The organism is Rhizobium sp. 16-488-2b, from assembly GCF_017741815.1.
Lineage (GTDB): Bacteria > Pseudomonadota > Alphaproteobacteria > Rhizobiales > Rhizobiaceae > Rhizobium.
The window spans coordinates 452,706-476,410 of record NZ_JAGHMF010000034.1 but is presented as its reverse complement, the minus strand read 5'-3'; the positions used below and the strand labels follow the sequence as shown (position 1 = coordinate 476,410).

Genomic DNA, 23,705 nt, shown 5'->3' with positions numbered 1-23,705 from the left:
GACAATATCCGGCAATGCCGGGTCACTTCTCAGTGCAAATCAACACCCTTAACGATCTGCGCATGCCAATCCTGCTAGTCAACGGCCAGGATCTTATCGCATATGCCAATCAACGTGCGCAGAGATCCCTGCTCGACATCGACGTGACCGACATGCCAATCGAATGTTTCATTGTAGACTGGGCGCTGAAGCGCCCAGTGCGGAGTGCCCCTATCGCATCATCTATAGAGTTCATATTTCGAGATGGCAGGTATATGACCGTTCGCGCCGCCGTCTTCTTGCTTCGCTTCGAGGACTCACTGGTGTCCGGCATCGCTTTTCGGGAGCCATATCAGGCGACCATTTGACAACCGGCGTCCGTTTCAGGAACGCACCCCTAGCCGCAAGAATTTGCGTCAGAGCATTTCTCCCAGCGATGCTGACTGCCTGCCTGGCTTGCGTCCGGAAACTCGGCCAAATCCAGCGTGCAGGCCTCTAGGAACTCAAACCCGAAACGAACGCTGTTGTCGAGCACTCGCGTTGTGGGGAGATCGATCTTAATCTCTAAGAATGTGCTGCGGGCTGCAGTGATCACAACCCTCGCGCCCGAACTTCAGCGAGGTCGAACATGAGAAGTGATAATTCAGCCAAGTCAGTATCGCCGAATTTAGACCACCGGCCAACATGGCCTTGTCGAAGGTCAAGCAATTAGCCCGCGCCGAATTGCCTCAGCGATCGCCTGTGTGCGATTTGCTGCTCCGATCTTCTTCGTCGCGGATTTGATATAGCTGTTCACAGTTTCCAACTGGTAGCCCGTGACTTTGCCAATGCCTTCGCTCGTCAAACCGAGGCTTGCTTGCGAAAGGCAGGCCATCTCACCCTTTGATAATCGCATCTGGTCGGCGGCATATCGCTCCATGAGAGGCTTGGTGAACGCGTTGTGAACTGTTCCGGAAACAAGCTCGAGAAATGCGATCTCGCCAGCGTTGAAGGGCGTCGCGCGTGTGTAGCCGACCGCTCCATATACTGTTTCATCTCGCATTATAGGCACGACGGTGCGATTGTGGACTCCGAACGTACGCTGCAGGTAAAGCAGACGCTGTGGCACTTCCGTACCGGCATAAACGTCGCTCTCAACAATGACGGTTCTCGACGACTGAGCGGCGAGGATAAAGGGATCGGTTTGGGGCAGCTTGTCCGCCATGTAGGCCTCGATGAATGCAGGCGGAAGATCGGTGTCGATAGAGAAACCCTCTCCGAAACGATAGTGGTCCACGTCCAGTCCAGAGACAAAAATATAGTCGAATGTAACCGCCTTTCTAAGCCGGTCGATTATGTCAAGCTGACCGAAGTACCGATGCTTGGGGACCGACCGGAGATCGATGTATTCGTCCAAGGCATCGGGCGAAAGCACTGACAGGGCACTGACTGGCATGGTGGCGACTCGGTTTTGGGACACCCAACTTATGGGCTGCAAGAGTTACCCGAAACTTAACGATTTGACGCAGATCAATTTTCCTAGACGTGCGGACACAACGCGGCCTCCTCCATCTGCCGCCCGGCTTGGCGGGAGATGATGCAATTTGCAGCAGACAGTCCGATTTTTTCCGTCGCTGATCGAGCCCCTCTGACCACCACCCTAACCGGGTTGCTTCCGTCTGGCTCGATCGTCATCCCCCGGAGTATCACCTCGCTTCCGTGGCATGTCGCGTAAGCGGCAATCGGAGTTCGGCACGAGCCGTCGAGTACACGAAGAAAGGCCCGTTCGCAACGGACGGCGTCGGCTGTGGCAGCGTCGTCCAGAGCCGACACCAAGTCGGCAACGATGCGATTTGCCTTGGCGCTTTCGATAAAAATGGCGCCTTGGGCCGGAGCTGGTGGGAATTGGCGAGGATCCAGCACCTCCGTCGCGACACCTGCAAGATCCAACCTGTTCAACCCTGCCTTGGCTAGCAGCGTGGCGTCGACTATTCCGTCCGATAGCTTCTGCAACCTTGTCCCGACGAGGCCTCGAAATGGTATGACAACGAGGTCTGGCCTGTGCATCGCAAGGAGCGCCGCTCTCCTCACGGAGGAGGTGCCGAGAACGGCCCCTGACGGCAGGTCCCAGAAACCAGCTCCGCTTCGCGACACCAGCGCGTCTCGCACGTCTTCCCTTGGCAGAAACGCGCTAATGTGTAGCCCGTCTGGAAGAACGGTCGCGACGTCCTTACAGGAATGAACCGCAAGGTCGAGGTCTGCCGATAAGAGCCTATCTTCCAGCTCCTGGGTGAAGAGCCCCTTGACGCCGACGTCTGGAACAGGCTGCTCGCTGAGCCGATCTCCTTTCGTCGTGAGGCGGACGATCTCGAAGGATTCGATCGACAGTCCGTGACAGGCGGCAAGGCGCGAAGCGACTTCCGTCGCTTGGGCGACTGCCAGCGGACTTGCACGAGTGCCGATCCTGATGCGTCTTCCGAATTTCTCCGTGATCATCAGGCGGCATCCCGTTCGTCTCTGTGCGAGTCCGGCGCGTCAAACTGGAGTTCGGCAAGTTTTGCGTATACGCCACCCTTGCGGACCAGCGAAGCGTGAGTTCCTTCCTCGACGATGCGGCCGCTGTCCATGACCAAGATCCGATCTGCCTTGAGCACCGTAGCGAGTCGATGTGCTATGACGATCGTGGTTCGATCCTTCATAAGTTCTTCGAGTCCCTTCTGCACGAGCATCTCGCTTTCGGCGTCCAAGGACGACGTCGCTTCGTCGAGAAGAAGGATCGGTGCATTCTTTAAGACGGCCCTGGCAATCGCGATCCGCTGGCGCTGTCCCCCGGAAAGGGTGAGCCCCCGCTCGCCTACGACGGTATGGTACGAATGCGGGAGGTTGGAAATGAATTCGTGTGCCTGGGCCCGCGCCGCGGCGGATTCAATCTCGGCGTCGCTCGCGCCCGTTTTTCCCAAGGCGATGTTGTCCCTGACGGAGGAGGCGAAGATAGTGACGTCCTGAGGAACGAGTGCGATTTGTTGTCGGACCTCCTCCGCGGACAAGGAGGTTACATCGTACCCATCGATCGAGATCTGCCCTTCGTTTGTTCCATAAAAACCGAGTAAGAGCGATAAGAGTGTGCTTTTTCCCGAGCCTGATGCACCGACAACCGCAACGGTCTCGCCCGGCGCCACCCGCATCGACAATCCCTGGAGCACTTGACGGTCGGCCATGCCGGGATAGGCGAACGTGACATCGCGGAATTCGACGCCGCCGGCAACTGGGGTTCGCAGCGGCACCGTCGCGCCGGGCTGTGGACGTCCTTCTTCTTCGCCCAACAGCTCGAAAAGCCTGCCTGCGGCGCCCGCTGCCTGTGCTAGTTCGCCCCAGACTTCGGACAGCGATCCGAGAGAGCCCGCAGCTATGACCGCGTAAAGAAGGAACTGACTGAGGTTTCCGGCGGTCACGGATCCTGACAGCAGGCCACGCGCGCCGATCCACAGAACTCCGACGACGCTGGCGAAGATCAGAGCGATCGCGAAGGCGGTCAGGTAAGCCCTAGATTGAGCCGCGCGCACCGAGCTCGCGTAGGAAGTCTCTACGTCGTTGATGTATTTCTGCTCGGCAGCATTCTCGCCGTTGAACGCCTGTATTGTTCTGCACCCAGAAATAACTTCGCTCGCAAACGCGGACGCCTGCGCCAGTGCATCCTGCGCGGCTCGCGAGCGGCGTCGAACCGATCGGCCAAAAACTACTAGCGGAACGACGATCAATGGGATGGCGCTGATGGTGATCGACGACAAGTTGGGACTGGTCATGAACATCATCGCCAGCGAGCCCGCGCAAAGAATAGAGTTGCGTAGCGCAACTGAGGCGGCCAAGCTGACAGCCGACTTGATCTGGGCGGTGTCGGCGGTCAGGCGCGAACTGATCTCGCCGGCTCGATTAGCATCGAAAAAAGACGCAGGGAGTCGCAAGACCTTTTTGAAAACCTCGAGCCGCAGGTCACTGACAAGGCGTTCTCCGAGCGCAGCTACAAAGTAATATCGACACGCGCTAGCGACTGCGAGCGCTATGGCAAGAGCAACAAGCATTACGAAGTAGCGGTCTACGAACGCGCCATCGGTACGGGTGAACCCCTGGTCTATCAAACGGCGGACTGCAGTTGGCAACGCCAGGGAGATCAGTGCCGCGGCTGTCAGGGAGACCAGGCTCCCAGCAACAAGCCATTGATGCGTTCGTAGGAAAGGAGCGAGTCTTCTCAAACCGCCAAGCGATCTACCTCCGCCGCCCCTACTCTCCATTGAACTGTTGGCAGCGGAATCCGCCGCAGGGGATTGCGCTTCGGCGACACGGTCGTGCTGGGCAATCATCATTGCCTTGAACTCCAAGTTTCGTTGAGTTCGCTTTTCACGTCGAATCCACGTCGCGTCTTTGATCGCGATCAATAACGAGCATCCTTTATTGACCCGGTGAACGTATGGGCAAGCCTCAACTGCGACACTGAAGGTCGGCAGGTCTCAGCGGAAGCCCAGACTGTGGGATGCGTCTCAACATACAATCAGGCGTCGGCGTCGACCGTTGCAAACCTAAGCCAACTTTGGCGGAGGTTGATCTCGAAGTGTTGCCAGACAATGGATCAACTCCGCGGCAAAGGCGCGCCCTCGCGAAGCATCGATATCTTGCTTTGCTTGGCTTCCGAGATTGAGATAGTAGTCCACCAGTAGTTCACCCAGCGCGAGGGGAGACCCAAGCGCGGATCGCGGAAAACTTGCTGGGGACGCAGGCCCCTCAAGTGGAGCCTCTACTAGAGAAGCCAGCCGCAATTCCGACTGCCGTGAGAAAGATCGCAATGCCGTTTCCTTGCCAGCTTCGGTTTCGGATGCTGCTTGCGTATCAAGATGGTGCTTCAGTTTGCGCTCGAGGTCGGGCAGGCTATCTATAGTGACGTCGATGTTCAGGCCCCGCTCGGTGTGGAATGCTCGCCTGCGTTCTCGTCGCAGTGTTGCGACATGTCCTAGCTCTTCTCGCGCCATACGCTCGGCTGCTTCCCGTATTTCTTCGGAGTGCGCGTGTGCTGAGACGTAGGTCCAGAACACGAAGGCGCGTTCCTCATTCCTTACCGCCATTGAAAATGCCCGATAGGCGCTTAGAAGATCGGGAGAGACGATCCCGACGCCTTCGTCCTCAAACAGTTCGTTTGGATTTTCCGGTGCCTGGGTAGGAGTCGAGAAACCCAGCCCTTGTCGCCACTCGTCGACCTTGCTGAGGTGACCCTGCTCCTCTGCGACCAGAGTGTCAAAAACGCGTGCCAGATCTGGTCGCTCCAGCGACTCCATCCTCCGGGATAAATCAAGGTACCCGTCAATCGCCTCCTGCTCCATTCGAGCCGCAAGCGCCAACAGTTCGGCGAGAGAGGCCAGTTTCCATGGCTCGCGAGTGGTTGACATGTCCATTCCCTTTCTTCTCGCAAGCCTGCGGCTTTCGCGGTTGCTGTTTGACGCTTTGAGCCTGCGCATTTCACCGGAAAATCATCACGCTTGGTTGATCTTGATCAAATAACACATGGTTTTTCTCCGTATATGTTCTCACCGCGAACGCACCGAAGGGCTGAAGGACGCGATGATAACAATACAAAAAGGCGCAGACATTGGCCGCATAGCTATGTTCTTCATAGCGGCAATGGGTATTCTCGCAGCTTTCGCGGCGCCTGCAATGTCGGCGGGCCAGCTACCGTCATATCTCGAGAAGATTCAACCAAGCGACCTGTTTCAGGGTGCTGATCGGTTCGGCAACCCAGAAGGCGAGCCTCCGATCGCGCCAGTGTACCGCGGCCCTGACGTGCTTGGTTATGCCTATCTAAATTCGGACTTCACCAATTCCACCGGCTATTCTGGCAAGCCTATCCATATCGCCGTGGGGATCGACACAGCAGGCGTTGTGCGAGGGATCAAGCTGATCGATCACCATGAACCGATCGTGCTCATCGGCATTCCCCAGGCCAAGGTGGTTGCGGCACTAAATTCCATTATCGGGAAAAATCTCGGCCGCGTAGCTGCCGGCGAAGAGCGGCCACCGCAGGTCGAGATCGTAAGCGGCGCAACCGTGACAGTCCTCGTCATGGGCGACAGCGTCATCCGCTCCGCTGTCAAGCTTATTCGAAGTGGCAGACTTAATCCCGCCGACGCCGGAGGCGTACAAAAACAAGCAGACGTGAAGACCCTGGATCTGACGAAGACGGACGTCAGCGACTGGCAGACACTCTTAGGTGACGGGTCTGTGCGAAGCCTTCGGTTAACTGTTGGCGAGGTCTCCAAGGCCTTCAATGATGCCGGCCAGCCCGACGCAGCGTCGCATCCGGAAACGACGACACCGGACGACCGCTTCATTGATCTTTACGTGGCACCGGTGAACGTTCCGTCGATTGGGAAAACCCTTCTAGGAGATGCAGCATACGCTAGGCTTCAAAGCCGTTTGCAGCCTGGCCAGTCTGCGATCCTGGTCGCTGGCGACGGTGCGTATTCCTTCAAAGGTTCAGGTTACGTCCGCGGTGGCATATTCGATCGAATCGAGCTCTTACAGGACGGACAGGGGCTCCGATTCCGCGATCGCTACCATACTCGTATCGCAGCTCTCGCACCGGTTGACGCGCCTTCATTGAAGGAGATCGCACTGTTTGTCGTTGCGCCCGAATATACATTCGACGTGACTGAGCCTTGGGAACTCCAGCTTCTGGCACAGCGAAGCAGCACCGGTGCACGCGACAAAGCAGTCGTTCCCTTCAATCTTGGATATGCGTTGCCATCGAAGTACGTCACGGTGACTAAGGCGGCCGCTCCGGTTCCGGCGATCGCCACCCCGGCGGTCGTCCCCCTGGTGGACACAACAACGCAGGCGTCAGACGAACAGCCGCTTTGGATCAGCATCTGGAATCTGAACCGCGTCAATATCGGGATCACCGGCGCCGCCCTTCTCGTCCTGACCGCAATCTTTTTCTTCCAGGACTGGCTAGTCAAACGTCCAGTTTTGTTTGCGTGGGTGAGGAACAGCTATCTTGTTTTCACGCTCGTGTGGCTTGGCTGGTATGCGAACGCCCAACTATCCGTAGTCAATGTTCTGACCTTCACCAACGCGCTAATCACGAACTTCAGTTGGGAGTTCTTTTTGGCGGCGCCGCTGATCTTCATTCTGTGGGCGTCGGTCGCGGCCGGCCTGCTGTTCTGGGGGCGCGGTCCTTTCTGCGGGTGGCTCTGCCCCTTCGGCGCGTTGCAGGAATTGCTCAGCAACATCGCAAAGCGCCTAAAGGTGCCTCAGGTCAAGCTTCCCTGGGGGCTGCACGAACGGCTCTGGCCTATCAAGTACATCATCTTTCTTGGATTGTTCGGATTGTCCTTCTACTCAATCTCGTACGCCGAGATGGCGGCGGAAGTCGAACCGTTCAAGACAGCAATCATCTTGAAATTCGTCCGCGATTGGCCGTTCGTAGTCTTTGCCGGCGCCCTGCTCATTGCAAGCCTGTTCATCGAGCGCTTCTACTGCCGGTACCTTTGTCCGCTCGGTGCTGCGCTTGCCATTCCCGGACGAATTCGAATGTTCGAATGGCTGAAGCGATATCCGGAATGCGGTTCTCCGTGCCAGCGCTGTGCGAAGGAATGTCCCGTTCAGTCCATTCATCCGGAAGGGCAGATCAATGTGAACGAGTGCATTTACTGCATGCATTGCCAGGAACTTTATCACGACGACCACCGCTGCCCGCACATGATCCAGGTCCGGTTGAAGCGCGAGAAGTTCATGGCCCTTTCCACGCCGGAGTCGCGCGGTGAGAAACCGCCAAGAACGGTCGTAACACATAACGGCAAGCCTATCGAAAGAGCTTAAATCGGCGCGCGACATTTCAGTCGCGGCCTCAACTAGGGAAGTGAAAACATGTCAACGGAAGACACGCAGCCGAGGTTCAACAGACGTCAGCTTCTCGGAACCACGGCGATGGCCGCGGCTGCCGGAGCTGTAGCAGCAGGGGGAGCCATCAACTTCTCGGGCGCGCTCGCTACTGAGGCCATGGCAGCGGAAGGGCGCAAGCAGACGTGGGAAGTGAAGCCGGGAGAGCTCGACGAGTACTACACGTTCTTCTCCAGCGGCCAGTGCGGCGAAGTTCGGATTGTGGGGGTGCCCTCCATGCGCGAAATCATGCGCATTCCGGTATTCAACCGCTGCAGCGCAACAGGTTGGGGACAGACCAACGAAAGCCGGAAGGTTCTGACGGAAGGCCTACTTCCCAAAACGGTGGAATTCCTGAAGGATCAGGGCGGCGTCTACCACAACGGAGATCTTCACCACCCGCATCCGTCGCAAACGGACGGCACCTATGATGGACGGTATCTATACGCCAACGACAAGGCAAACACTCGCGTATGCCGCATTCGTCTCGACGTGATGAAGTGCGACAAGATCATCGAGCTGCCCAACCAGCACACGGTTCATGGTCTTCGTGTTCAGAAGTATCCGAAGACCGGCTACGTATTCTGCAACGGTGAAGACGGCGTTCCGATTCCGAATGACGGCAAGGTCTTGGACGATCCGAAGGCCTATCAGGCCGTATTCACCGCGGTTGATGGCGAAACCATGAAGGTCGCATGGCAGGTCATCGTCGACGGTAACCTCGACAACGTCGACGCCGACTATCAGGGCAAATACTGCTACTCCACCTGCTACAATTCCGAAAACGGCGTGAACCTCGAGCAGATGATGGCGAAGGACCAGGACTGGGTGGTCGTCTTCAATATCAAACGCATCGAGGAAGCCGTAAAGAACGGTGATTACAAGGAGATCAGCGGCGTTCCGGTTATCGATGGACGGCATGGTTCGAAGTACACGCGCTATATTCCGGTTTCGAACGGGCCCCATGGCATGAACACGGCACCCGACGGAATCCATGCGGTGGCTGCAGGCAAGCTCTCCCCAACCGTGACAGTCTTCGACGTCCGCAAGTTCGACGATCTTTTCGACGACAAGATCAAGCCCCGAGACACCGTGGTCGCGGAACCGGAACTCGGTCTCGGTCCTTTGCACACGGCCTATGACGGTCGTGGCAACGCCTATACCACGCTGTTCATCGACAGCCAGATTTGCAAATGGAACATCGAAGATGCCAAGCGTGCCTTCAAGGGTGAAGAGGTCAATCCGATCCGCCAGAAGCTCGACGTCCATTACCAGCCGGGCCATAACCACAGCTCGATGGGCCAGACCAAGGAAGCAGATGGCAAGTGGCTCATTTCGCTGAACAAGTTCTCGAAGGATAGGTACCTCAACGCAGGTCCGCTCAAGCCCGAGAGCGACCAGCTTATCGACATCTCCGGGGACGAGATGGTTCTGGTACATGACAACCCGACCTTCGCAGAACCGCACGATGCGACGATTGTTCATGCGTCAAAGATCAACCCAGTCAGCCTCTGGAGCCGCGATGATCCCTTCTTTGCCGACGCGGTCGCGCAGGCGAAGAAAGACAACATCGACCTCATGACGGACTCCCAGGTCGTCCGCGATGGCGACAAGGTGAGGGTCTATATGACCTCGTCCGCCCCCGCCTACGGTTTGGAATCCTTTACCGTGAAGGAAGGAGACGAGGTCACTGTCTATGTTACGAACATTGACGAAGTCGAAGACCTGACGCACGGTTTCGCGATCGTCAACTACGGGATCAACATGGAGGTCGCGCCGCAAGCGACTGCGTCGGTCACCTTCAAGGCAAGCAAACCAGGCGTCTACTGGTATTATTGCTCGTGGTTCTGCCACGCGATGCACATGGAAATGAAGGGCCGTATGCTGGTGGAACCGAAGACGATCTGATGCGACAAGCAAGGACATTAACGATGGCGGCCCTCTGGGCCGCCATCGCTGCCACCGCCTCAGCCGCGGATCGCTTTGTGTCGCCCTCGGACGGTCCGAGTCTAGTCGAGGCTGTCGCGCAGGCCGCGCCGGGCGATACGATCACCCTCCGATCAGGCAGCTACGAAGGGCCTCTGACTCTTAGCAAGCCGGTGGTCCTCCAAGGGTCCCCAGGCGCGGTCGTGGTCGGGAATGGCAAAGGAACGGTCGTAACCATAAATGCTGCGGACGTCACCTTGCGCGGTCTTGAGATAAGAGGATCCGGCTCGAACCTGGAAACGATGGACTCTGGCGTCTTTGCGACCGAGGCGGCCACCGGCGCTGTCATTGAAAACAACCTGATCTCAGAGAATCTCTATGGGATTTACATTCATGGTGCGAAGGATTCCGTTACCCGCGGAAATCGGATCGTCGGGATCAAGGAAGGCCGGCTCAGCGAGTCTGGAAACGGCGTAACGGTCTGGAACGCTCCTGGCGCGAAAGTTGTTGAGAACGACATCAGTTTTGGGCGCGACGGCATCGCGACAAACGCCAGCAAGCGGAATGTCTTTAGCAAGAATAACTTTCACGACCTACGTTTTGCAATTCACTACATGTACACCAACGACAGCGAGATCAGTGGCAACGTTTCGGCGGGCAACACTGTCGGCTATGCGATCATGTTTTCGAACCGCCTTAAGATCATCGACAACGTCTCCGATGGTGATCGCGATCACGGTATCCTGCTGAATTCAGCCAACAGTTCCTTGGTAGAAGGCAACGTCGTACGCGGACGGTCACAGCCTGAAAGCCGTTGGGCGTCTGCAGGCGCGCGGGCGTCTGCGGACGAGATACCTGCGGAGGCGGCGAGCCCCATTGCTGCGGGAGATATCTCGGGATTCCGCCTTGGCCCTGAAAAATGCGTATTCATCTACAATGCGAACAAAAACAAACTCGTCGACAACGAGTTCAATGGCTGCGCGATCGGCATCCACTTCACGGCCGGTTCGGAGGGGAACACCATGAGTGGTAACTCCTTCATAAACAATCGCAATCAGGTGAAGTATGTCGGAACACGCTACCTCGATTGGTCGGCCAACGGTCGCGGCAATTACTGGAGCGACAATCCCGCGTTCGACCTCAACGGCGACGGCATTGGCGACAATCCCTACCGCCCCAACGACGTGATGGACAAGGTTCTGTGGACATCGCCGCAGGCCAAGCTTCTCGCGACCAGCCCTGCCGTCCAACTGATCCGGTGGGCGCAAGCTCAGTTCCCGGCCTTGCTTCCTGGCGGCGTAATAGACAACCACCCCTTGATGGTGCCTCCCCCGCCTTCTGGAGCTGTAAAATGACAGAGCCGACCGTCGTCGTATCCAAAATCGCCAAGCACTACGGAAAAGTGCAGGCGGTAAGAGATGTTTCTTTTGCGCTTAACGAGGGCGAGATGGTGGCGCTCGTAGGCCATAATGGGGCTGGAAAAACCACCTTGATCAAATTGATGCTCGGTCTCATTCGCCCCTCAAGCGGAAGTATCAGGGTGATGGGCGAAGACCCAGCGTCCGGCGCTGTCGCTGTGCGTCAGAGACTTGGGTACCTTCCAGAAAGCGTCGCATTCCACAACGCGTTGACTGGTCGGGAGACTCTCGCATTCTATAGCAGGCTCAAGCAGGTGCAGGGATCCGATCCCATAGGTCTGCTGGAGCGCGTCGGGCTTGGTGCGGAGGCAGCGGCCCGACCGGTCCGGACGTACTCGAAAGGAATGCGCCAAAGGCTGGGCCTGGCGCAAGCCCTCCTGGGCGAGCCTCGCCTTCTGCTCCTGGACGAACCGACGAGCGGCCTCGACCCGGCATCGCGTCGTAGGTTCTACGATCTGTTGGCGGAACTGAAATCGAAAGGTGCGGCCATCCTTCTCTCCTCGCACGCGCTTACGGAGCTAGAAGACCGCGCGGATCGGTTGTTAATCGTCAACGAGGGCGTGGCCGTTGCAGATGGAACCATGGACGATCTTCGAGGACTGGCACGTTTGCCGACGCACGTGCGCGTCACGCTTGCAAACCGTCGGGCTTTCGAAAGACTTAAAAGCGAGAGTTTTGGCTGGAAAGAAACGGTGCCGGGCACGCTTGAGGCCATGGTGAGCAACGAAGAAAAGATTGAGCTTCTACGTCACGTAACCGTCGTCCCTGGCGACGTCGCGGCACTCCACATAATCGAGCCCACATTGGATGACCTCTATGCTCATTTCCTGAGCGCTGGAAAGAGAGCGGCATGAGAAACGTCCTGATTATAGCCTCAAAGGAAATCCGCGAGGGGCTGCGCAACAGATGGGTCCTTGCGACAACGCTTCTTCTCGGCGCACTGGCCTTGACGCTCTCTCTGCTTGGAAGCGCTCCGACCGGGAATGTCGGCAGCGGACGTCTCGACGTCGTGATCGTAAGCCTTTCTAGCCTCACGATCTTCCTCGTGCCGCTGATCGCACTCTTGCTCTCTCACGACGCCATAGTCGGGGAGATGGAAAGAGGCACCATGCTGTTGCTCCTAAGCTACCCCGTCGGACGAAACCAGGTCTTGTTGGGAAAATTTGCCGGCCACATCGCTATTCTCGCATTCGCAACACTGATCGGCTACGGCGCGACCGCGGTCATGCTGGTCGCGACCGGAAACACTATTGATGCCGAAAGCTGGTATGCGTTCATGGTTTTGCTAGGATCGTCGATACTCTTGGGCGGCGTGTTCATTGCGGTGGGATATCTCATCAGCGGTCTGGTCAGCGAGCGAAGCACTGCAGGCGGGGTAGCCATTGGCGTCTGGCTACTCTTTGTCGTGATCTACGACATGGCGTTGCTCGGGGCATTGGTGGCCGCGGGAGGACATGCTCTGCCAGCGGGGGTACTGGACGCTCTTCTACTCATTAACCCCACGGACGCCTACCGGATGCTCAACCTCGGATCGGGAGGCGCCCGAGCATTGTCGGGTATGGGTGGCGTAGCCGAAAACTCAGGACTTGGCGCCACCATCTTGGTAGCTGCTCTTGCGGTGTGGATCGCTGGTCCTCTGGCACTGGCTTCCCTGACCTTTTCTAGGAGAGAACTGTGAAGAACCTCATCACGGTCATGATCTTCCTTTCGTCGCTATTCCTGAGCGGTTGCGAAGAAAAGAAGGAATCGCCGCCGCCGGCTCCCTTCGCGCTTACGAAGGACGCAATAGGCAGGTACTGCGGGATGAACGTGCTCGAACACGCGGGACCAAAGGGCCAGGTCATCCTGGACGCCAAGGTGGGAGAACCCATTTGGTTTTCTTCAGCACGTGATGCTCTTGCCTTCACGATGCTTCCTGAAGAGCCGAAGGATTTTGTCGCGATCTACGTCTCTGACATGGGCAAAGCGCCGAGTTGGGAAAAGCCGGGTGCCGAGAACTGGGTGGACGCCCGGAAGGCGTTTTACGTGATTGGCAGCTCTCGCCGCGGAGGGATGGGAACCGAGGAGGCGGTGCCGTTTTCGTCGGAAGACGCTGCTATCGAATTTGCGGGAAAAAATGGTGGTCAGGTCGTGACATTCGACGACGTTCCTCGCGACTACGTACTTGGAAACGGATCAAACACAAGCGATCCGACGCCAAGCGACTCATCAGTGAAACCGGAGGCACATGACCATGGTTAGGATGTTCAGCCGACGTCGAGCAATTTCAATCTTCGCCGCGGTGGCAGGCCTGCCTCTTCTAAGAGGTGCAGAAGCAGCCGCTATTCCGACGACGTGGGAGGGCCAAGCGCTCGGCGCGCCGGCGCGTCTCCTTCTCAACCATCCGGATCCGGTTGCCGCCTCGCGCCTGATCGAGCTTGTCGTGGCGGAAGTGGCACGGCTAGAGAAAGTATTCAGCCTCAGTCGCGCCGACTCGGCACTGTCAGAGTTGAATAGGGTCGGAGTCCTCGTTGCTCCTCCACAGGACCTTATAAGTTTGCTTCACAGTAGTCGCGGCATTTGGGAAACCACCGGCGGCCTGTTCGACCCGACGGTGCAACCGATCTGGCGGTTGTACTACGATCACTTCTCCTCTAACGAGGCCGCTCCCAACGGTCCAGACAAAACCGAAATCGCCAGGGTTCTCGCGGTGGTTGGTTTCGACCGTATCAAGTTCAATCGGGACCGTGTCGTTTTGGGCTCCGCCGCGGGGTTAACGTTCAACGGCATCGCGCAGGGGTATATCACAGATCGCATCGTTGACCTGCTGCGGAATGCTGGCGTCACGAGCTGCCTTGTTGACATGGGCGAGGATCGCGCAATCGGAAGCCGTGCGGATGGGACTGCCTGGCAGGTGGGTCTGGCAGAAAGTGAGAACGACGAACATCCCGATCACGTTCTCAGCATTGTCGACAAAGCGGTTGCGACCTCAAGCAGCAGCGGATTTGAGTTCGACGAGGCAGGCCGCTTCGGCCACATTATCGATCCCCGGAACGGGATCACGCCGCGGCTCTACCGGCGCGTGTCCGTGGTGGCAGATGACGCGACCCGCGCTGACGCCTTGGCTACCTCATTCTGTCTTATGCCAGAAGGAGAAATTCGGGCGATCCTTGAAAAAGGAGCCGACCTAATTGTCGATCTTATAAGTAATGAAGGCGCTCACGCACGGTTCGGAAACTCGGCCTAATCGTTGCCCGCAACCTAGCCTGCATTCGAAGCCGGGTACCAAGTTTCGATCGGTGGCCACAAAGAAACCAGTCATCGGTCGGTGATGCAGAGGAAAGCCACGGAGGAAAACTAAATGAATTTTTTGAAAACTGTAATTTTAGCTGCGCCCATCGCAGTGATTGCCGGTTCGGTTGCTGCTGCCGATTTCGAGGTGCATATGCTAAACAAAGGCGCCGACGGCGTCATGGTGTTCGAACCACTTCTGACGAAAATCCAGCCTGGCGACACCGTTACGTTTGTTCCCACCGACAAGAGTCATAATGCAGAAACTGTCAAGGGCATGATCCCAGATGGCGCTGAAGCCTTCAAGGGAAAGACCAACGAGACCGTCAAAGAGACATTCTCGACGCCGGGCGTCTATGTCATCAAATGCATGCCGCACTTTCCGATGGGGATGGTCGCAGTGGTCGCGGTAGGCGACGCCCCAACAAATCTTGATGCCGTAAAGACGGGGAAGCTGCCCAATAAGGCTCGAGAGCGCGTGGATAAGGCGCTGTCGCAGCTTTGATTTTCCCCACCTTGATCAAGCTGACCCAGGATCCTCGGTTCTTTTTCAGTGTTGGGCGGCTCACATTTCGACCTGTCGTGGTTTCGCATGTCCATACTGGATGATGCGAAAACGTGAGTTATGGTGAAGCACCGCCTACTCTTGGCATCCGCTGGTCGTAGGCGTCAGGGTCGGCTGACCATTAAACCACTGTGTCTATGCCTGCAGATTGGTGACAGTCGTTTCCGGCCGAACTTCGAACAGGGCGTAGCCACCTGTCGCAATGTCTTTTTTTGCAGCCGCATTTCAAGGTTTGCTAATCCTTTCACGCTATCATTTTCGGAAGTTAGCATTGGTGCACGATGACGTTAGTTGATTTGGAATTGGGCAATAACGCAATGGCGGCCGCAGAACCGCTGGCCCCTCCACGACCGAAGCGAACCGTCGGATTTGACGCAACCGCCGCAGCTAACTTCGCCGACGCCACGACACTTACTATCATCTCTGTGGACTCGCGTGGCAACATCAGGTTTGTCAATCGCGCTGCGGCGAATCTGTTCGGCTACGAACGAGAGGCGATGATCGGCCGCCCGGTTGAAATAATCATTCCCGAGCGTCTTCGTAGCGCCCACGCGCGAGGGTTCGCCCGCGCTATGGCAGGAGCCGAGTTGAATCTGGGGGGAAAGGCTGTAGAGGTCTACGCAATCCGCAAAGATGGAAGCGAGTTCCCGATAGAGCTCACACTATGCGCCTGGCACGATGGGGTCGAAATGGGAGCCGGCGCCGTCATAGAAGATATTTCTGAACGTCGCGAGCGTGAGAGCCGGCTGTTGAGACTAGCCAGCCAGGATACCCTTACGGGTTTGCATAACAGGGGTCGGTTCGTCGAATTCCTGAAAGAGACCGTTCCGCATCGATCGGCAATGGTGCTGATGATCGACATAGATGGGTTTCAGGATGTCAATGATACCCACGGCCACACGACAGGAGATTCATTGCTGCAATCAATCGCAGTCCGACTCCGTCATCGGCTGCCTCCCGCTGCCCAGGTCGCCCGATTTGGTAATGATGAGTTCGCCGTCTTTGTGCAGAATACCTGCGAACAAAAGGCCGTCGAGTCACTAGCCGGGATTGTGATGACGGCATTCTCAATGCCCTTCGAAGTGAATGAACAACTGTTGGACGTCAGCGTAAGCGTGGGAGGCGCCATATACCCCCGTGACGGCGATGATGCAGACGAGCTTCTCGCGAACGCCGATCTAGCTCTTACCAAGGCGAAAAGCATGGGTGGCAGATCGTTCCAGGTTTACGAACCAGCCATGCGGAGCGAGGCTGGGGCTCGACGCGCAATGAGAGATGAACTCCGTCTGGCCCTCCGCGCTGGCCAACTCGCGCTTCACTACCAACCGCAGGTGAATATCGAAACTGGGACCATCTTCGGGGTAGAGGCGCTGATCCGTTGGCAGCACCCTGAAAAAGGATTGCTCCTTCCTGGTGCATTTCTTCCCGCGCTGGAGCAAAGCGCGCTCGCACTTGAAATTGGATGGTGGACTCTTGATGAGGCTTGCAGAACAGCAGCGCTGATGAACGCCCTGAGTCCGCAGCAGATCAAGATGGGCGTCAACCTCTTTCCTGCTCAGCTTCGCGCCCCATATCTTGGCCGCAAGGTCTCTGAGGCTCTTGAAAAATATCGGCTCGAGGCTAACCTGCTCGAGATAGAGGTCACGGAAACGATCGCTCTCACCGACGACGACCGGTCTCTTGAGGCGATGAACACGCTACGTGACATCGGCGTTGGCATCGCTTTTGACGACTTCGGCACCGGTTACGCATCTCTCAGCTCGCTCCAAAGATACCCGCTTACAACCTTGAAGATTGACCGTGGATTTGTCTCCGAGCTATCGACGAAGCCTCGTGACGCCGCCATCACGCGAGCCATGATTAGGATGAGCCTCGAAATGGGGATCGAGACGATAGCCGAAGGTATCGAGAATTCTGAACAAGAAGCGTTCCTGCTATCGCTCGGCTGCTCCGCGGCGCAGGGCTACAAGTATGGGCGACCGATGCCTTTCGAGGCCCTTGCCAACATTCTCTCGAAACCGTGAAGAGTCCGCAGCGCTGCTGCGGATTTCTGAGAGCTTACGCTACTTGCCTTGCGAGTGCGCAGCGCGACCACAGCGAATGCAATGCCTCGACCAGATGCTCGATATCGGCATCGCTATGCAGCGGCGTCGGCGTGATGCGCAGACGCTCGGTCTTCTTCGGAACCGTCGGATAATTGATCGGCTGCACGTAAACACCACAGTTGTCGAGCAGCAGGTCGGAGATCCACTTGCACTTTGCAGCATCGCCCACCATGACCGGCACGATGTGGCTGGGGTTCGGCATATGCGGGATGCCGCGCTTGTCGAGAAGGTTCCGCAGCGTGCGGACGCGATCCTGATGCCGCGCACGCTCGAAGGGGCTTACCTTCAGGTGCTGGATCGAAGCAACCGCGCCTGCGGCAAGAGCCGGCGGCAGTGCGGTCGTGAATATGAAGCCGGATGCAAACGAACGGATGAAGTCGCAGAGCGCCGTCGACGCTGCTATATAGCCGCCCATGACGCCGAAAGCCTTGCCGAGCGTGCCTTCGATAACAGTCAGTCGATCCATCAGGCCTTCGCGCTCGGCAATGCCGCCGCCGCGCGGGCCGTACATGCCGACGGCATGTACTTCATCGAGATAGGTCATCGCGCCATACTTGTCGGCGATGTCGCAGATTTCCTTGATCGGAGCGATGTCGCCATCCATTGAGTAGACGGACTCGAACGCGATCAGCTTCGGCGCCTTCGGATCGGCGGCCGCGAGCTTTGCTTCGAGATCTTGCACGTCGTTGTGCTTCCAGATCACCTTCTCGCACTTGGCATAGCGAATGCCTTCGATCATCGAGGCGTGGTTGAGCGCGTCTGAGAAAATGATCAGGCCCCGGATCTTGGCGCCGAGCGTGCCGAGGGCCGCCCAGTTGGAAATGTAGCCCGAGGTGAAGATCAGCGCAGATTCCTTGCCGTGCAAATCGGCAAGCTCACGCTCGAGAAGAACGTGTGAGTGGTTGGTGCCAGAGATATTCCGGGTGCCTCCCGCACCCGCGCCACAGTGATCGATGGCGTTCTTCATCGCCTCGATGACCTTGGGGTTCTGGCCCATGCCGAGATAGTCGTTGGAGCACCAAACTGTCACGTCTTTCGGACCGTCTTCCGTGTGGCGCGTCGCACGAGGGAAACCGCCGCGGTGACGCTCAAGATCGGCAAAAACGCGATAGCGGCCTTCCGCGTGAAGACCATCCAGCTCGCTTTTGCAAAACGCTTCGAAATCCATGCATGTGCTCCTTGCTATTAATGCAGCAGTATCCTCCTGAACGTCGATCTTATTTGATCTGCGTCAAGGTCAGACAAAAAACATTCCTCTTCCGCAAAGACGTTAGCGGCACCAAAGCTCGCCAGGAAGAATTAGGAGCCGAACCCTAAATAAGGGGATCAACATCGGTGGAATCAACCGATCTCAGAGCTCGATCACAATACGCAGCACAACGCAGTCATGGTTGCAGAGTCCACTGGCGCGACCGCATCTCTTTCGCAAGAGGCAAGCAGGCTTGAGCTCCTAATGTCGGCATTCCTCAACTTTGCACCGCCGGCCAGGCATGACTGCATCTGCGGCGCGGGCCGCCTGATATGAGTAGCGGGAGGCGGCGTTCCCGTCTTCCGCAGGTCCAAACCTCCGGGCCACTGGCGCTTCGCAGTCTTCTTTGATCAGGGTCAATTATCTCGGAGACGAGGCACGCTAGTTGTCTCTGCATGAAGTTCCAGTTCTCCAAATCTCTTAGCGCTCTTGCGCAGCCTTCTCGCTTCGTCGCGCTTGCCGACAGTGTTGTCCCCGCGTTGGCGGGGACGACTTTGGCTGCCTTCACGTTCGGGCTATGGTTGAGTTTCACTACCGACGTGGACTATCAGCAAGGCGAAACCGTAAGGATCATGTACGTCCACGTTCCGGCGGCCTGGATTGCTATGCTCTGTTATAGCGTCATGACGATGAACGCCATTGGCTCGCTTGTCTGGAAGCATCCCCTTGCGGACGTCGCTGCGCGCGTCGCCGCCCCGCTTGGAGCAGCCTTTACCTTTGTCTCGCTACTGACGGGAGCTATATGGGGTAAGCCGATGTGGGGGACGTGGTGGGTATGGGACGCTCGCCTGACATCGATGTTCATACTCTTCATCATGTATCTCGGGATCCTCGCCATCAATCGGGCGATAGATGAGCCTAATCGCGCTGGCAGGGTGACAGCCGTATTAATCGTGGTCGGCTTCGTGAACATACCCATCATCAAGTTTTCGGTCGACTGGTGGAACACTCTTCATCAGCCCGCCAGCGTACTACGGCTTGATGGGTCGGCACTCGATATGGAGTTCCTTCGGCCCCTGTTGACGATGGGTTTCGCGTTCGCGTGTCTTTTTGCGACGCTCCACCTCGCCTCGATCCGTAACGAGATATGGCGCCGCAAGCTAATTTCGCACTACCGGCTTGCTGCACGCATGGCCACGCATAAGGAAGAATAAAAATGAATCACGAAGCCTATGTTCTGGCCGCGTATGCAGTTACTGCCGTCGTCGTTCTGGCTACCTCGGCGAAGGTTTGGGTCGAAGGCAGGTCTTTCCGACGTCAGGTGTCGGCGTTGGCTCCGCTGCGCGCAAAGTCAATCGGGAGAGAGAGTTGATCGCGGGCGCCGCCTGGTTGCTGCGGTACCGCTCGTCGTGTTTCTCGGTTTCGCGGCCGCTTTTGGAAACAGTCTCTACCGCGAGGCAGAGAATAGATATTCACCATCGGCCCTGCCATCCGCGCTTATCGGTGAGATCCATCCTCCATTGGCGCTACCAGGGCTGGAGCAAGGTCTGTCCCCCATGAACGAAGACGTCATCAAGGACAGCGTGACGGTTGTGAACGTATTCGCATCATGGTGTGTACCATGGCGTCAGGAACACCCTTTCCTCATGCGCTTTCTTCGGACCCTAGGGTGAAGGTGGTGGGCATAAATTACAAGGACGACCCAAAAGACGCGACCGGGTTCCTACAAAGCGGGCATTCCCGCATACGAGGTTGAAGCCACTCAGGCGATCGCGTTCCCCGCTACTGCATATTAGGTTGATGCCGATACGCGAATCGGTCGGTTCAACGTCAAACGCTATTGTGGCCGTTCGTTTTTCGCCTGACCATTTCTCCATGGGAAGAGAAATGGGGCGGACTTTTGGCGGATCTCAGTCACGGCGTAATCGACAGTCGCGGCATCGAAACAGATGGTATGGAGCGTTGTGACGAACATGCGTCGCGAGTTTCGGCATTCCAGTCGATGCTCGAAGCGGCGGTCGTTGGCACGACCATGGAAGGCCGTGACCGCGACTGCTACCGTGCTGCTGCGGAAGACATTCTCGCTCTCCTGACGCCCGACTGGGTCTCGCGCAAGATGATGTCCGCCTCAGCGTGCTCGGGCCTGGTGGAAGACGCGCATCTTGCCTAAGCCGAAGCGCGAGCGCCCTCCAGTCTACCGTTGTGACAAGCTTCCAACGTTCATGAACGCCGGTAAGGAAAAACTTGTTCTGGCGATGCTCCATCGTTGGCGTAGAGCCGCGGTGCGGACCGCGACCATTCAATGGCGTTGCTTCTTCGAGCAGGGAGGCTTTGACCCGTTCTTCGATCCCGCCACTACGTACCGAAAGGCGGGCGTCGCCGTTCGAACCGGGCTCCTTGTGCAGATTGGAGCTTATTTCGGGCTGGACATCGGCGAGGGAAAGCCAGGCGCGACACGGCGGTATCCGGAAATGGTGCCTGGTCTCGTCGATCCTTTAGCGAAGATGAAAGCTGAGCTGGGCGCCGCACAGGTGCAGATGGTATGCTCCCAGGTTCTCGGGTCCTTGAACAGCTATGTTTCGAAATGCGGCAACGACTTCAAGCGGATCGTCTTCGCATCTAAGGTCGACGACGTCACCCAACACATGCTGTTTGTGATCAACAAAGCGCGCGCGTGGTTCGACCTGTCGCGGACGCTCGTCGTTAACAGTGTAGAGATACCTGCATCCACGCGGCGCCTCGCCCGCAAGATTATGTCGCATGTCATGAGCCGACATCGTTTCCCGCGTATGAACCACATCAACATGCTTGTCGACCAGCGGATCGCAAAGCTGTCGGAAGCGGCGGCGGCCACCGGTCACGACATGTGGCTGCGAATGACGGTCTCCAAAGGTATGAAGATCGACATCCCTCTCAAAGGATTCGAGTACTTCGATCAGCGCCGCGGGATCCGTGCCAAGTCCTTCCAGATCATCAAAGATCGGAACGACGGGCGGATCTATGTGGGCGTGCTGACCGACGTCGCCGAATCCTTCGAGGCATCGCGCGAATCCTACGCAGCAAGCGTGAGGACCGAGGCCATCGCGCTGGACTTCGGTCTCACCACGATGTTTGCGACCGACCAGGGCGACCTGCTGGGCAGAGGATTTAAGGCCAAGCTCCAGGCGATGGACCGAACGTTGACGGCAATCGCCAGACACGTGCAGCGGTCGGGCCAGAAGCCACGCTCGTCGAAGCGCTACTGCGCGTGGGTCGCGAAGGTGCGTGGATTTATCACCACTGAGGTCAACCGCGTCATCAACCGGCTCATCGAGGTCCACCGCCCTTCGAAGCTCTATCTGGAGACGCTGAACTTCCAGTCACCCGGCATGTCGGCGCGGATGAACCGACTAATCCAGAATTGCGGCCGCTCCGTCCTGAGGACGAAGCTCGCGGCCATCAGCCAAGAATTCGGCATCGAGGCGACCGAAGTCGCTTCTGCCTACACCAGTCAGGCCTGTTCGTGCTGCGGTTACACCGACAAGCGCAACAGGTCGGCCCAGAAATTCCAATGCCGCTTCTGCGGCAACAGAATGCACGCGGACGTCAATGCTTCGAGGAATGTCGGATCGGAACGTTTCCGGTTCTTTGGTTCTCCGACGCCTGGCTTTCGCCAACGGATCCTCGACATGCTGGTGAGCCAGCATGTCGAGCGATATTCACGGGAGCGTGGCGCCCCGTCCGACCCAAGAAAGTCCAACTCGTATTTTGCGGGGCAGACAATCACGGCGAGGTTATCGCTTCAAGAGGTTTGCCAACCTCCACGACGCGAAGTTGCAAATGAGAACGAAGAGCTGTCTTCAACCTTATTTGCGGCATAGCCACAAAGCGAAGGTAATCCCTACGCAACAGTCGGAACGGACCGATCAGGACGTCAGTCGATCGAGTGGGGTGTTTACGGAGTTCCAGAGACGTTCGTGCTCGACAAGGCCGGACGCATCTTTTTTAAACATGTGGGCCCCCTCGACCAGAAAGTGATCGCGAACGAACTTCAGCCTCTTATCGCACAGTTGTCGGCGACGGCTAAACCTTGATTCAGCGCCCAGACGGCGCGGCATGCCTTAAGCATTCGTGCCGCTACCCGGCTCAAGCGGGCTGAACCAGTAGGTGGCTTCGGAGCGCCCTTGCCTCCTTGCAGGGGACCTGCGTGGTCGCCAGAGGTGGAGAGATCGATACCCTTCCGAGTTCTTTGAGCCCGCTCAAAGACAAATAGCTCGTAAGATACGATAGTCGGTGCGCGGGTCGGGAGAACACTTCCGTGTCAAGTGGGGGAAACCTTGGCAGAGGCCTGGTCTTGTGGGAGCGCAAGCCCGACAGGTCTCCTCGCTTTTCATCCCGACCGACGGTTTCGCACAGCCGCCCATAGCTTTCGGCAGTCGTTCCCACTTCGTTTCACGGCTTGTTCGCAAGACCAGAAAATCCATAATTGCAATTCGGATTATGCAGTGAAAGTAGAGAGTTGTGAGCAATCCATCGATCTCCCGCCACTGCCTTCACGGCAAAATACCGCGGAACATCGTGGCAACGACGAACAGAGAACTAGCGTTTTCCACAGATGCGTCGCAGCCAGTCCGATGCTAGCTGGTTCGGGTCTTCTCCGCGGCGATCTCGATCCGGTCGCGGATTGCGCCTACGCCAAGTCCTTCGACGAGGCTTCGAACTGCCTTGCGCTTTAGCTCGGACTCGACCTGCCCCTCAAGTGTGACGTGTCCCTCCTTGACAGTGACCTGCACCTTTTGGGGAGTCAGCCCGAGATCGGATCTAAGGCGGGTACGCAATGCAAGTCTTATCGAAGCGTCTCCCCGCGGCAGGATTGTCACCGGCGCATCGATGATGAGTGGTAAGATATCCCGCCTGCTGACGATACCGATCAGCTTTCCGTCCTCAACGATCGGCAAACGCTTGATCCGATGAGTCTGCAGGCTTTGGGCGATGTCGGAAATCTCGCTGTAAGGACCGGCGACGATCACGTCCTGGGACATGACGTCGGCGACTGACCACCCGTTGCTGTTGATATACCGTTCGAGATCAAGCTCCGAAATGATTTCCGGTGATCGCGCCGGTCGCGGAGAAAGCCTTATTTCCCTCCGAAGCAGAAGATCGCCCTCAGTCAGCATTCCGCAGACGCGTCCCTGATCGTCTACCACGGGGAGACCGCTGACATTATTTTGAAGCATGACGGCTACGGCATGTCGAACGCCGGTCGCCGGGCTGATGTGGACTACGTCCCTAGTCATGACGTCCTTTGCCTGCATCTGTCTGCCTCATATTTGGAAGTATTGTGTGGTGAGACAGTAATTGGCTGAAATGAA

20 protein-coding genes are annotated in these 23,705 nt (G+C 57.3%); 14 read left to right on the top strand and 6 right to left on the bottom strand.

All coding sequences use genetic code 11. The annotated features are described in order from the left end of the window. Positions 1-32: 32 nt before the first annotated feature. Positions 33-347 carry a hypothetical protein gene (locus J5286_RS25710; protein WP_209192811.1) on the top strand — a complete coding sequence of 105 codons (315 nt, stop codon included), beginning with the start codon at positions 33-35 and terminating at the stop codon, positions 345-347. Positions 348-679: 332 nt separating this feature from the next. On the opposite strand, the gene J5286_RS25705 is transcribed toward J5286_RS25710, so the two are convergent. From J5286_RS25705 to J5286_RS25690, 4 genes are all read right to left on the bottom strand, one after another. After that, positions 680-1,414, bottom strand: a complete 735-nt coding sequence (locus tag J5286_RS25705; RefSeq protein WP_209192810.1) for a helix-turn-helix transcriptional regulator — start codon at positions 1,412-1,414, stop codon at positions 680-682. An 83-nt stretch (positions 1,415-1,497) separates the two neighbouring features. Beyond that, entirely contained in the window at positions 1,498-2,454 is a 957-nt protein-coding gene (hemC, locus tag J5286_RS25700; protein WP_209192809.1) for a hydroxymethylbilane synthase, read from the bottom strand. Continuing rightward, complete coding sequence (locus tag J5286_RS25695; RefSeq protein ID WP_245206569.1) at positions 2,454-4,247, bottom strand: ABC transporter transmembrane domain-containing protein; 1,794 nt, start codon at positions 4,245-4,247, stop codon at positions 2,454-2,456. The genes hemC and J5286_RS25695 overlap by 1 nt, the downstream gene beginning before the upstream one ends. A gap of 285 nt (positions 4,248-4,532) precedes the next feature. Then, on the bottom strand, positions 4,533-5,399 hold the full coding sequence (locus J5286_RS25690; protein ID WP_245206539.1) for a ferritin-like domain-containing protein: 867 nt from the start codon (positions 5,397-5,399) through the stop codon (positions 4,533-4,535). A gap of 208 nt (positions 5,400-5,607) precedes the next feature. Between J5286_RS25690 and J5286_RS25685 the strand changes: the two genes are divergently transcribed. From J5286_RS25685 to J5286_RS25645, 9 genes are all read left to right on the top strand, one after another. Beyond that, the gene (locus J5286_RS25685) at positions 5,608-7,821 is read left to right on the top strand and encodes a 4Fe-4S binding protein (RefSeq protein WP_449090037.1); all 2,214 of its coding nucleotides are present in this window, start codon (positions 5,608-5,610) and stop codon (positions 7,819-7,821) included. 48 nt (positions 7,822-7,869) lie between these two features. Further along, positions 7,870-9,789, top strand: coding sequence for a TAT-dependent nitrous-oxide reductase (gene nosZ, locus J5286_RS25680; protein ID WP_209192808.1), 1,920 nt, complete (start codon positions 7,870-7,872; stop codon positions 9,787-9,789). A 23-nt stretch (positions 9,790-9,812) separates the two neighbouring features. After that, positions 9,813-11,162 (top strand): nitrous oxide reductase family maturation protein NosD, encoded by a 1,350-nt coding sequence (locus J5286_RS25675; RefSeq protein ID WP_245206538.1) that lies wholly within the window; start codon positions 9,813-9,815, stop codon positions 11,160-11,162. Further along, positions 11,159-12,079 carry an ABC transporter ATP-binding protein gene (locus J5286_RS25670; RefSeq protein ID WP_209192805.1) on the top strand — a complete coding sequence of 307 codons (921 nt, stop codon included), beginning with the start codon at positions 11,159-11,161 and terminating at the stop codon, positions 12,077-12,079. Before J5286_RS25675 ends, J5286_RS25670 begins: the two co-directional genes overlap by 4 nt. Beyond that, positions 12,076-12,903: an ABC transporter permease gene (locus J5286_RS25665; RefSeq protein WP_209192804.1), complete on the top strand. Its 828-nt coding sequence runs from the start codon at positions 12,076-12,078 to the stop codon at positions 12,901-12,903. The genes J5286_RS25670 and J5286_RS25665 overlap by 4 nt, the downstream gene beginning before the upstream one ends. Continuing rightward, a complete protein-coding gene (locus J5286_RS25660; protein WP_449090028.1) occupies positions 12,900-13,466 on the top strand; it encodes a nitrous oxide reductase accessory protein NosL in 567 nt (188 codons plus the stop codon). The genes J5286_RS25665 and J5286_RS25660 overlap by 4 nt, the downstream gene beginning before the upstream one ends. Beyond that, positions 13,453-14,451, top strand: a complete 999-nt coding sequence (locus J5286_RS25655; RefSeq protein ID WP_348529287.1) for an FAD:protein FMN transferase — start codon at positions 13,453-13,455, stop codon at positions 14,449-14,451. The genes J5286_RS25660 and J5286_RS25655 overlap by 14 nt, the downstream gene beginning before the upstream one ends. Positions 14,452-14,565: 114 nt before the next feature. After that, entirely contained in the window at positions 14,566-15,000 is a 435-nt protein-coding gene (locus J5286_RS25650) for a pseudoazurin (protein ID WP_209192802.1), read from the top strand. A gap of 341 nt (positions 15,001-15,341) precedes the next feature. Continuing rightward, positions 15,342-17,084 (top strand): putative bifunctional diguanylate cyclase/phosphodiesterase, encoded by a 1,743-nt coding sequence (locus J5286_RS25645; RefSeq protein ID WP_209192801.1) that lies wholly within the window; start codon positions 15,342-15,344, stop codon positions 17,082-17,084. A 34-nt stretch (positions 17,085-17,118) separates the two neighbouring features. Here the strand turns inward: J5286_RS25645 and hemA are convergent, their stop codons facing one another. Continuing rightward, the gene (hemA, locus tag J5286_RS25640; protein ID WP_209192799.1) at positions 17,119-18,333 is read right to left on the bottom strand and encodes a 5-aminolevulinate synthase; all 1,215 of its coding nucleotides are present in this window, start codon (positions 18,331-18,333) and stop codon (positions 17,119-17,121) included. Between the two features lie 476 nt (positions 18,334-18,809). Between hemA and J5286_RS25635 the strand changes: the two genes are divergently transcribed. From J5286_RS25635 to J5286_RS25620, 4 genes are all read left to right on the top strand, one after another. Continuing rightward, on the top strand, positions 18,810-19,568 hold the full coding sequence (locus J5286_RS25635) for a heme ABC transporter permease (RefSeq protein ID WP_209192798.1): 759 nt from the start codon (positions 18,810-18,812) through the stop codon (positions 19,566-19,568). Positions 19,569-19,570: 2 nt separating this feature from the next. After that, positions 19,571-19,726: a heme exporter protein CcmD gene (ccmD, locus tag J5286_RS25630; protein ID WP_209192797.1), complete on the top strand. Its 156-nt coding sequence runs from the start codon at positions 19,571-19,573 to the stop codon at positions 19,724-19,726. A gap of 528 nt (positions 19,727-20,254) precedes the next feature. Further along, positions 20,255-20,524 carry a hypothetical protein gene (locus J5286_RS25625; RefSeq protein WP_209192795.1) on the top strand — a complete coding sequence of 90 codons (270 nt, stop codon included), beginning with the start codon at positions 20,255-20,257 and terminating at the stop codon, positions 20,522-20,524. A gap of 52 nt (positions 20,525-20,576) precedes the next feature. Then, positions 20,577-22,214, top strand: coding sequence for a zinc ribbon domain-containing protein (locus J5286_RS25620; RefSeq protein ID WP_209192794.1), 1,638 nt, complete (start codon positions 20,577-20,579; stop codon positions 22,212-22,214). A gap of 756 nt (positions 22,215-22,970) precedes the next feature. Here J5286_RS25620 and J5286_RS25615 read toward each other — a convergent pair. Next, the gene (locus J5286_RS25615) at positions 22,971-23,648 is read right to left on the bottom strand and encodes a CBS domain-containing protein (protein WP_209192792.1); all 678 of its coding nucleotides are present in this window, start codon (positions 23,646-23,648) and stop codon (positions 22,971-22,973) included. Positions 23,649-23,705: the final 57 nt, after the last annotated feature.

Bases quoted from the DNA above. Each gene is read 5' to 3' on its own strand.
- J5286_RS25655 (WP_348529287.1), top strand. From the start codon at position 13,453: ATGACCATGGTTAGGATGTTCAGCCGACGTCGAGCAATTTCAATCTTC.
- nosZ (WP_209192808.1), top strand. From the start codon at position 7,870: ATGTCAACGGAAGACACGCAGCCGAGGTTCAACAGACGTCAGCTTCTC.
- J5286_RS25690 (WP_245206539.1), bottom strand. From the start codon at position 5,399: ATGGACATGTCAACCACTCGCGAGCCATGGAAACTGGCCTCTCTCGCC.
- hemC (WP_209192809.1), bottom strand. From the start codon at position 2,454: ATGATCACGGAGAAATTCGGAAGACGCATCAGGATCGGCACTCGTGCA.
- J5286_RS25675 (WP_245206538.1), top strand. From the start codon at position 9,813: ATGGCGGCCCTCTGGGCCGCCATCGCTGCCACCGCCTCAGCCGCGGAT.
- J5286_RS25645 (WP_209192801.1), top strand. From the start codon at position 15,342: ATGACGTTAGTTGATTTGGAATTGGGCAATAACGCAATGGCGGCCGCA.
- J5286_RS25685 (WP_449090037.1), top strand. From the start codon at position 5,608: ATGTTCTTCATAGCGGCAATGGGTATTCTCGCAGCTTTCGCGGCGCCT.
- J5286_RS25705 (WP_209192810.1), bottom strand. From the start codon at position 1,414: ATGCCAGTCAGTGCCCTGTCAGTGCTTTCGCCCGATGCCTTGGACGAA.
- J5286_RS25615 (WP_209192792.1), bottom strand. From the start codon at position 23,648: ATGCAGGCAAAGGACGTCATGACTAGGGACGTAGTCCACATCAGCCCG.
- J5286_RS25635 (WP_209192798.1), top strand. From the start codon at position 18,810: ATGAAGTTCCAGTTCTCCAAATCTCTTAGCGCTCTTGCGCAGCCTTCT.
- J5286_RS25665 (WP_209192804.1), top strand. From the start codon at position 12,076: ATGAGAAACGTCCTGATTATAGCCTCAAAGGAAATCCGCGAGGGGCTG.
- J5286_RS25620 (WP_209192794.1), top strand. From the start codon at position 20,577: ATGAACGCCGGTAAGGAAAAACTTGTTCTGGCGATGCTCCATCGTTGG.
- hemA (WP_209192799.1), bottom strand. From the start codon at position 18,333: ATGGATTTCGAAGCGTTTTGCAAAAGCGAGCTGGATGGTCTTCACGCG.
- J5286_RS25670 (WP_209192805.1), top strand. From the start codon at position 11,159: ATGACAGAGCCGACCGTCGTCGTATCCAAAATCGCCAAGCACTACGGA.
- J5286_RS25695 (WP_245206569.1), bottom strand. From the start codon at position 4,247: ATGGAGAGTAGGGGCGGCGGAGGTAGATCGCTTGGCGGTTTGAGAAGA.
- J5286_RS25650 (WP_209192802.1), top strand. From the start codon at position 14,566: ATGAATTTTTTGAAAACTGTAATTTTAGCTGCGCCCATCGCAGTGATT.
- ccmD (WP_209192797.1), top strand. From the start codon at position 19,571: ATGAATCACGAAGCCTATGTTCTGGCCGCGTATGCAGTTACTGCCGTC.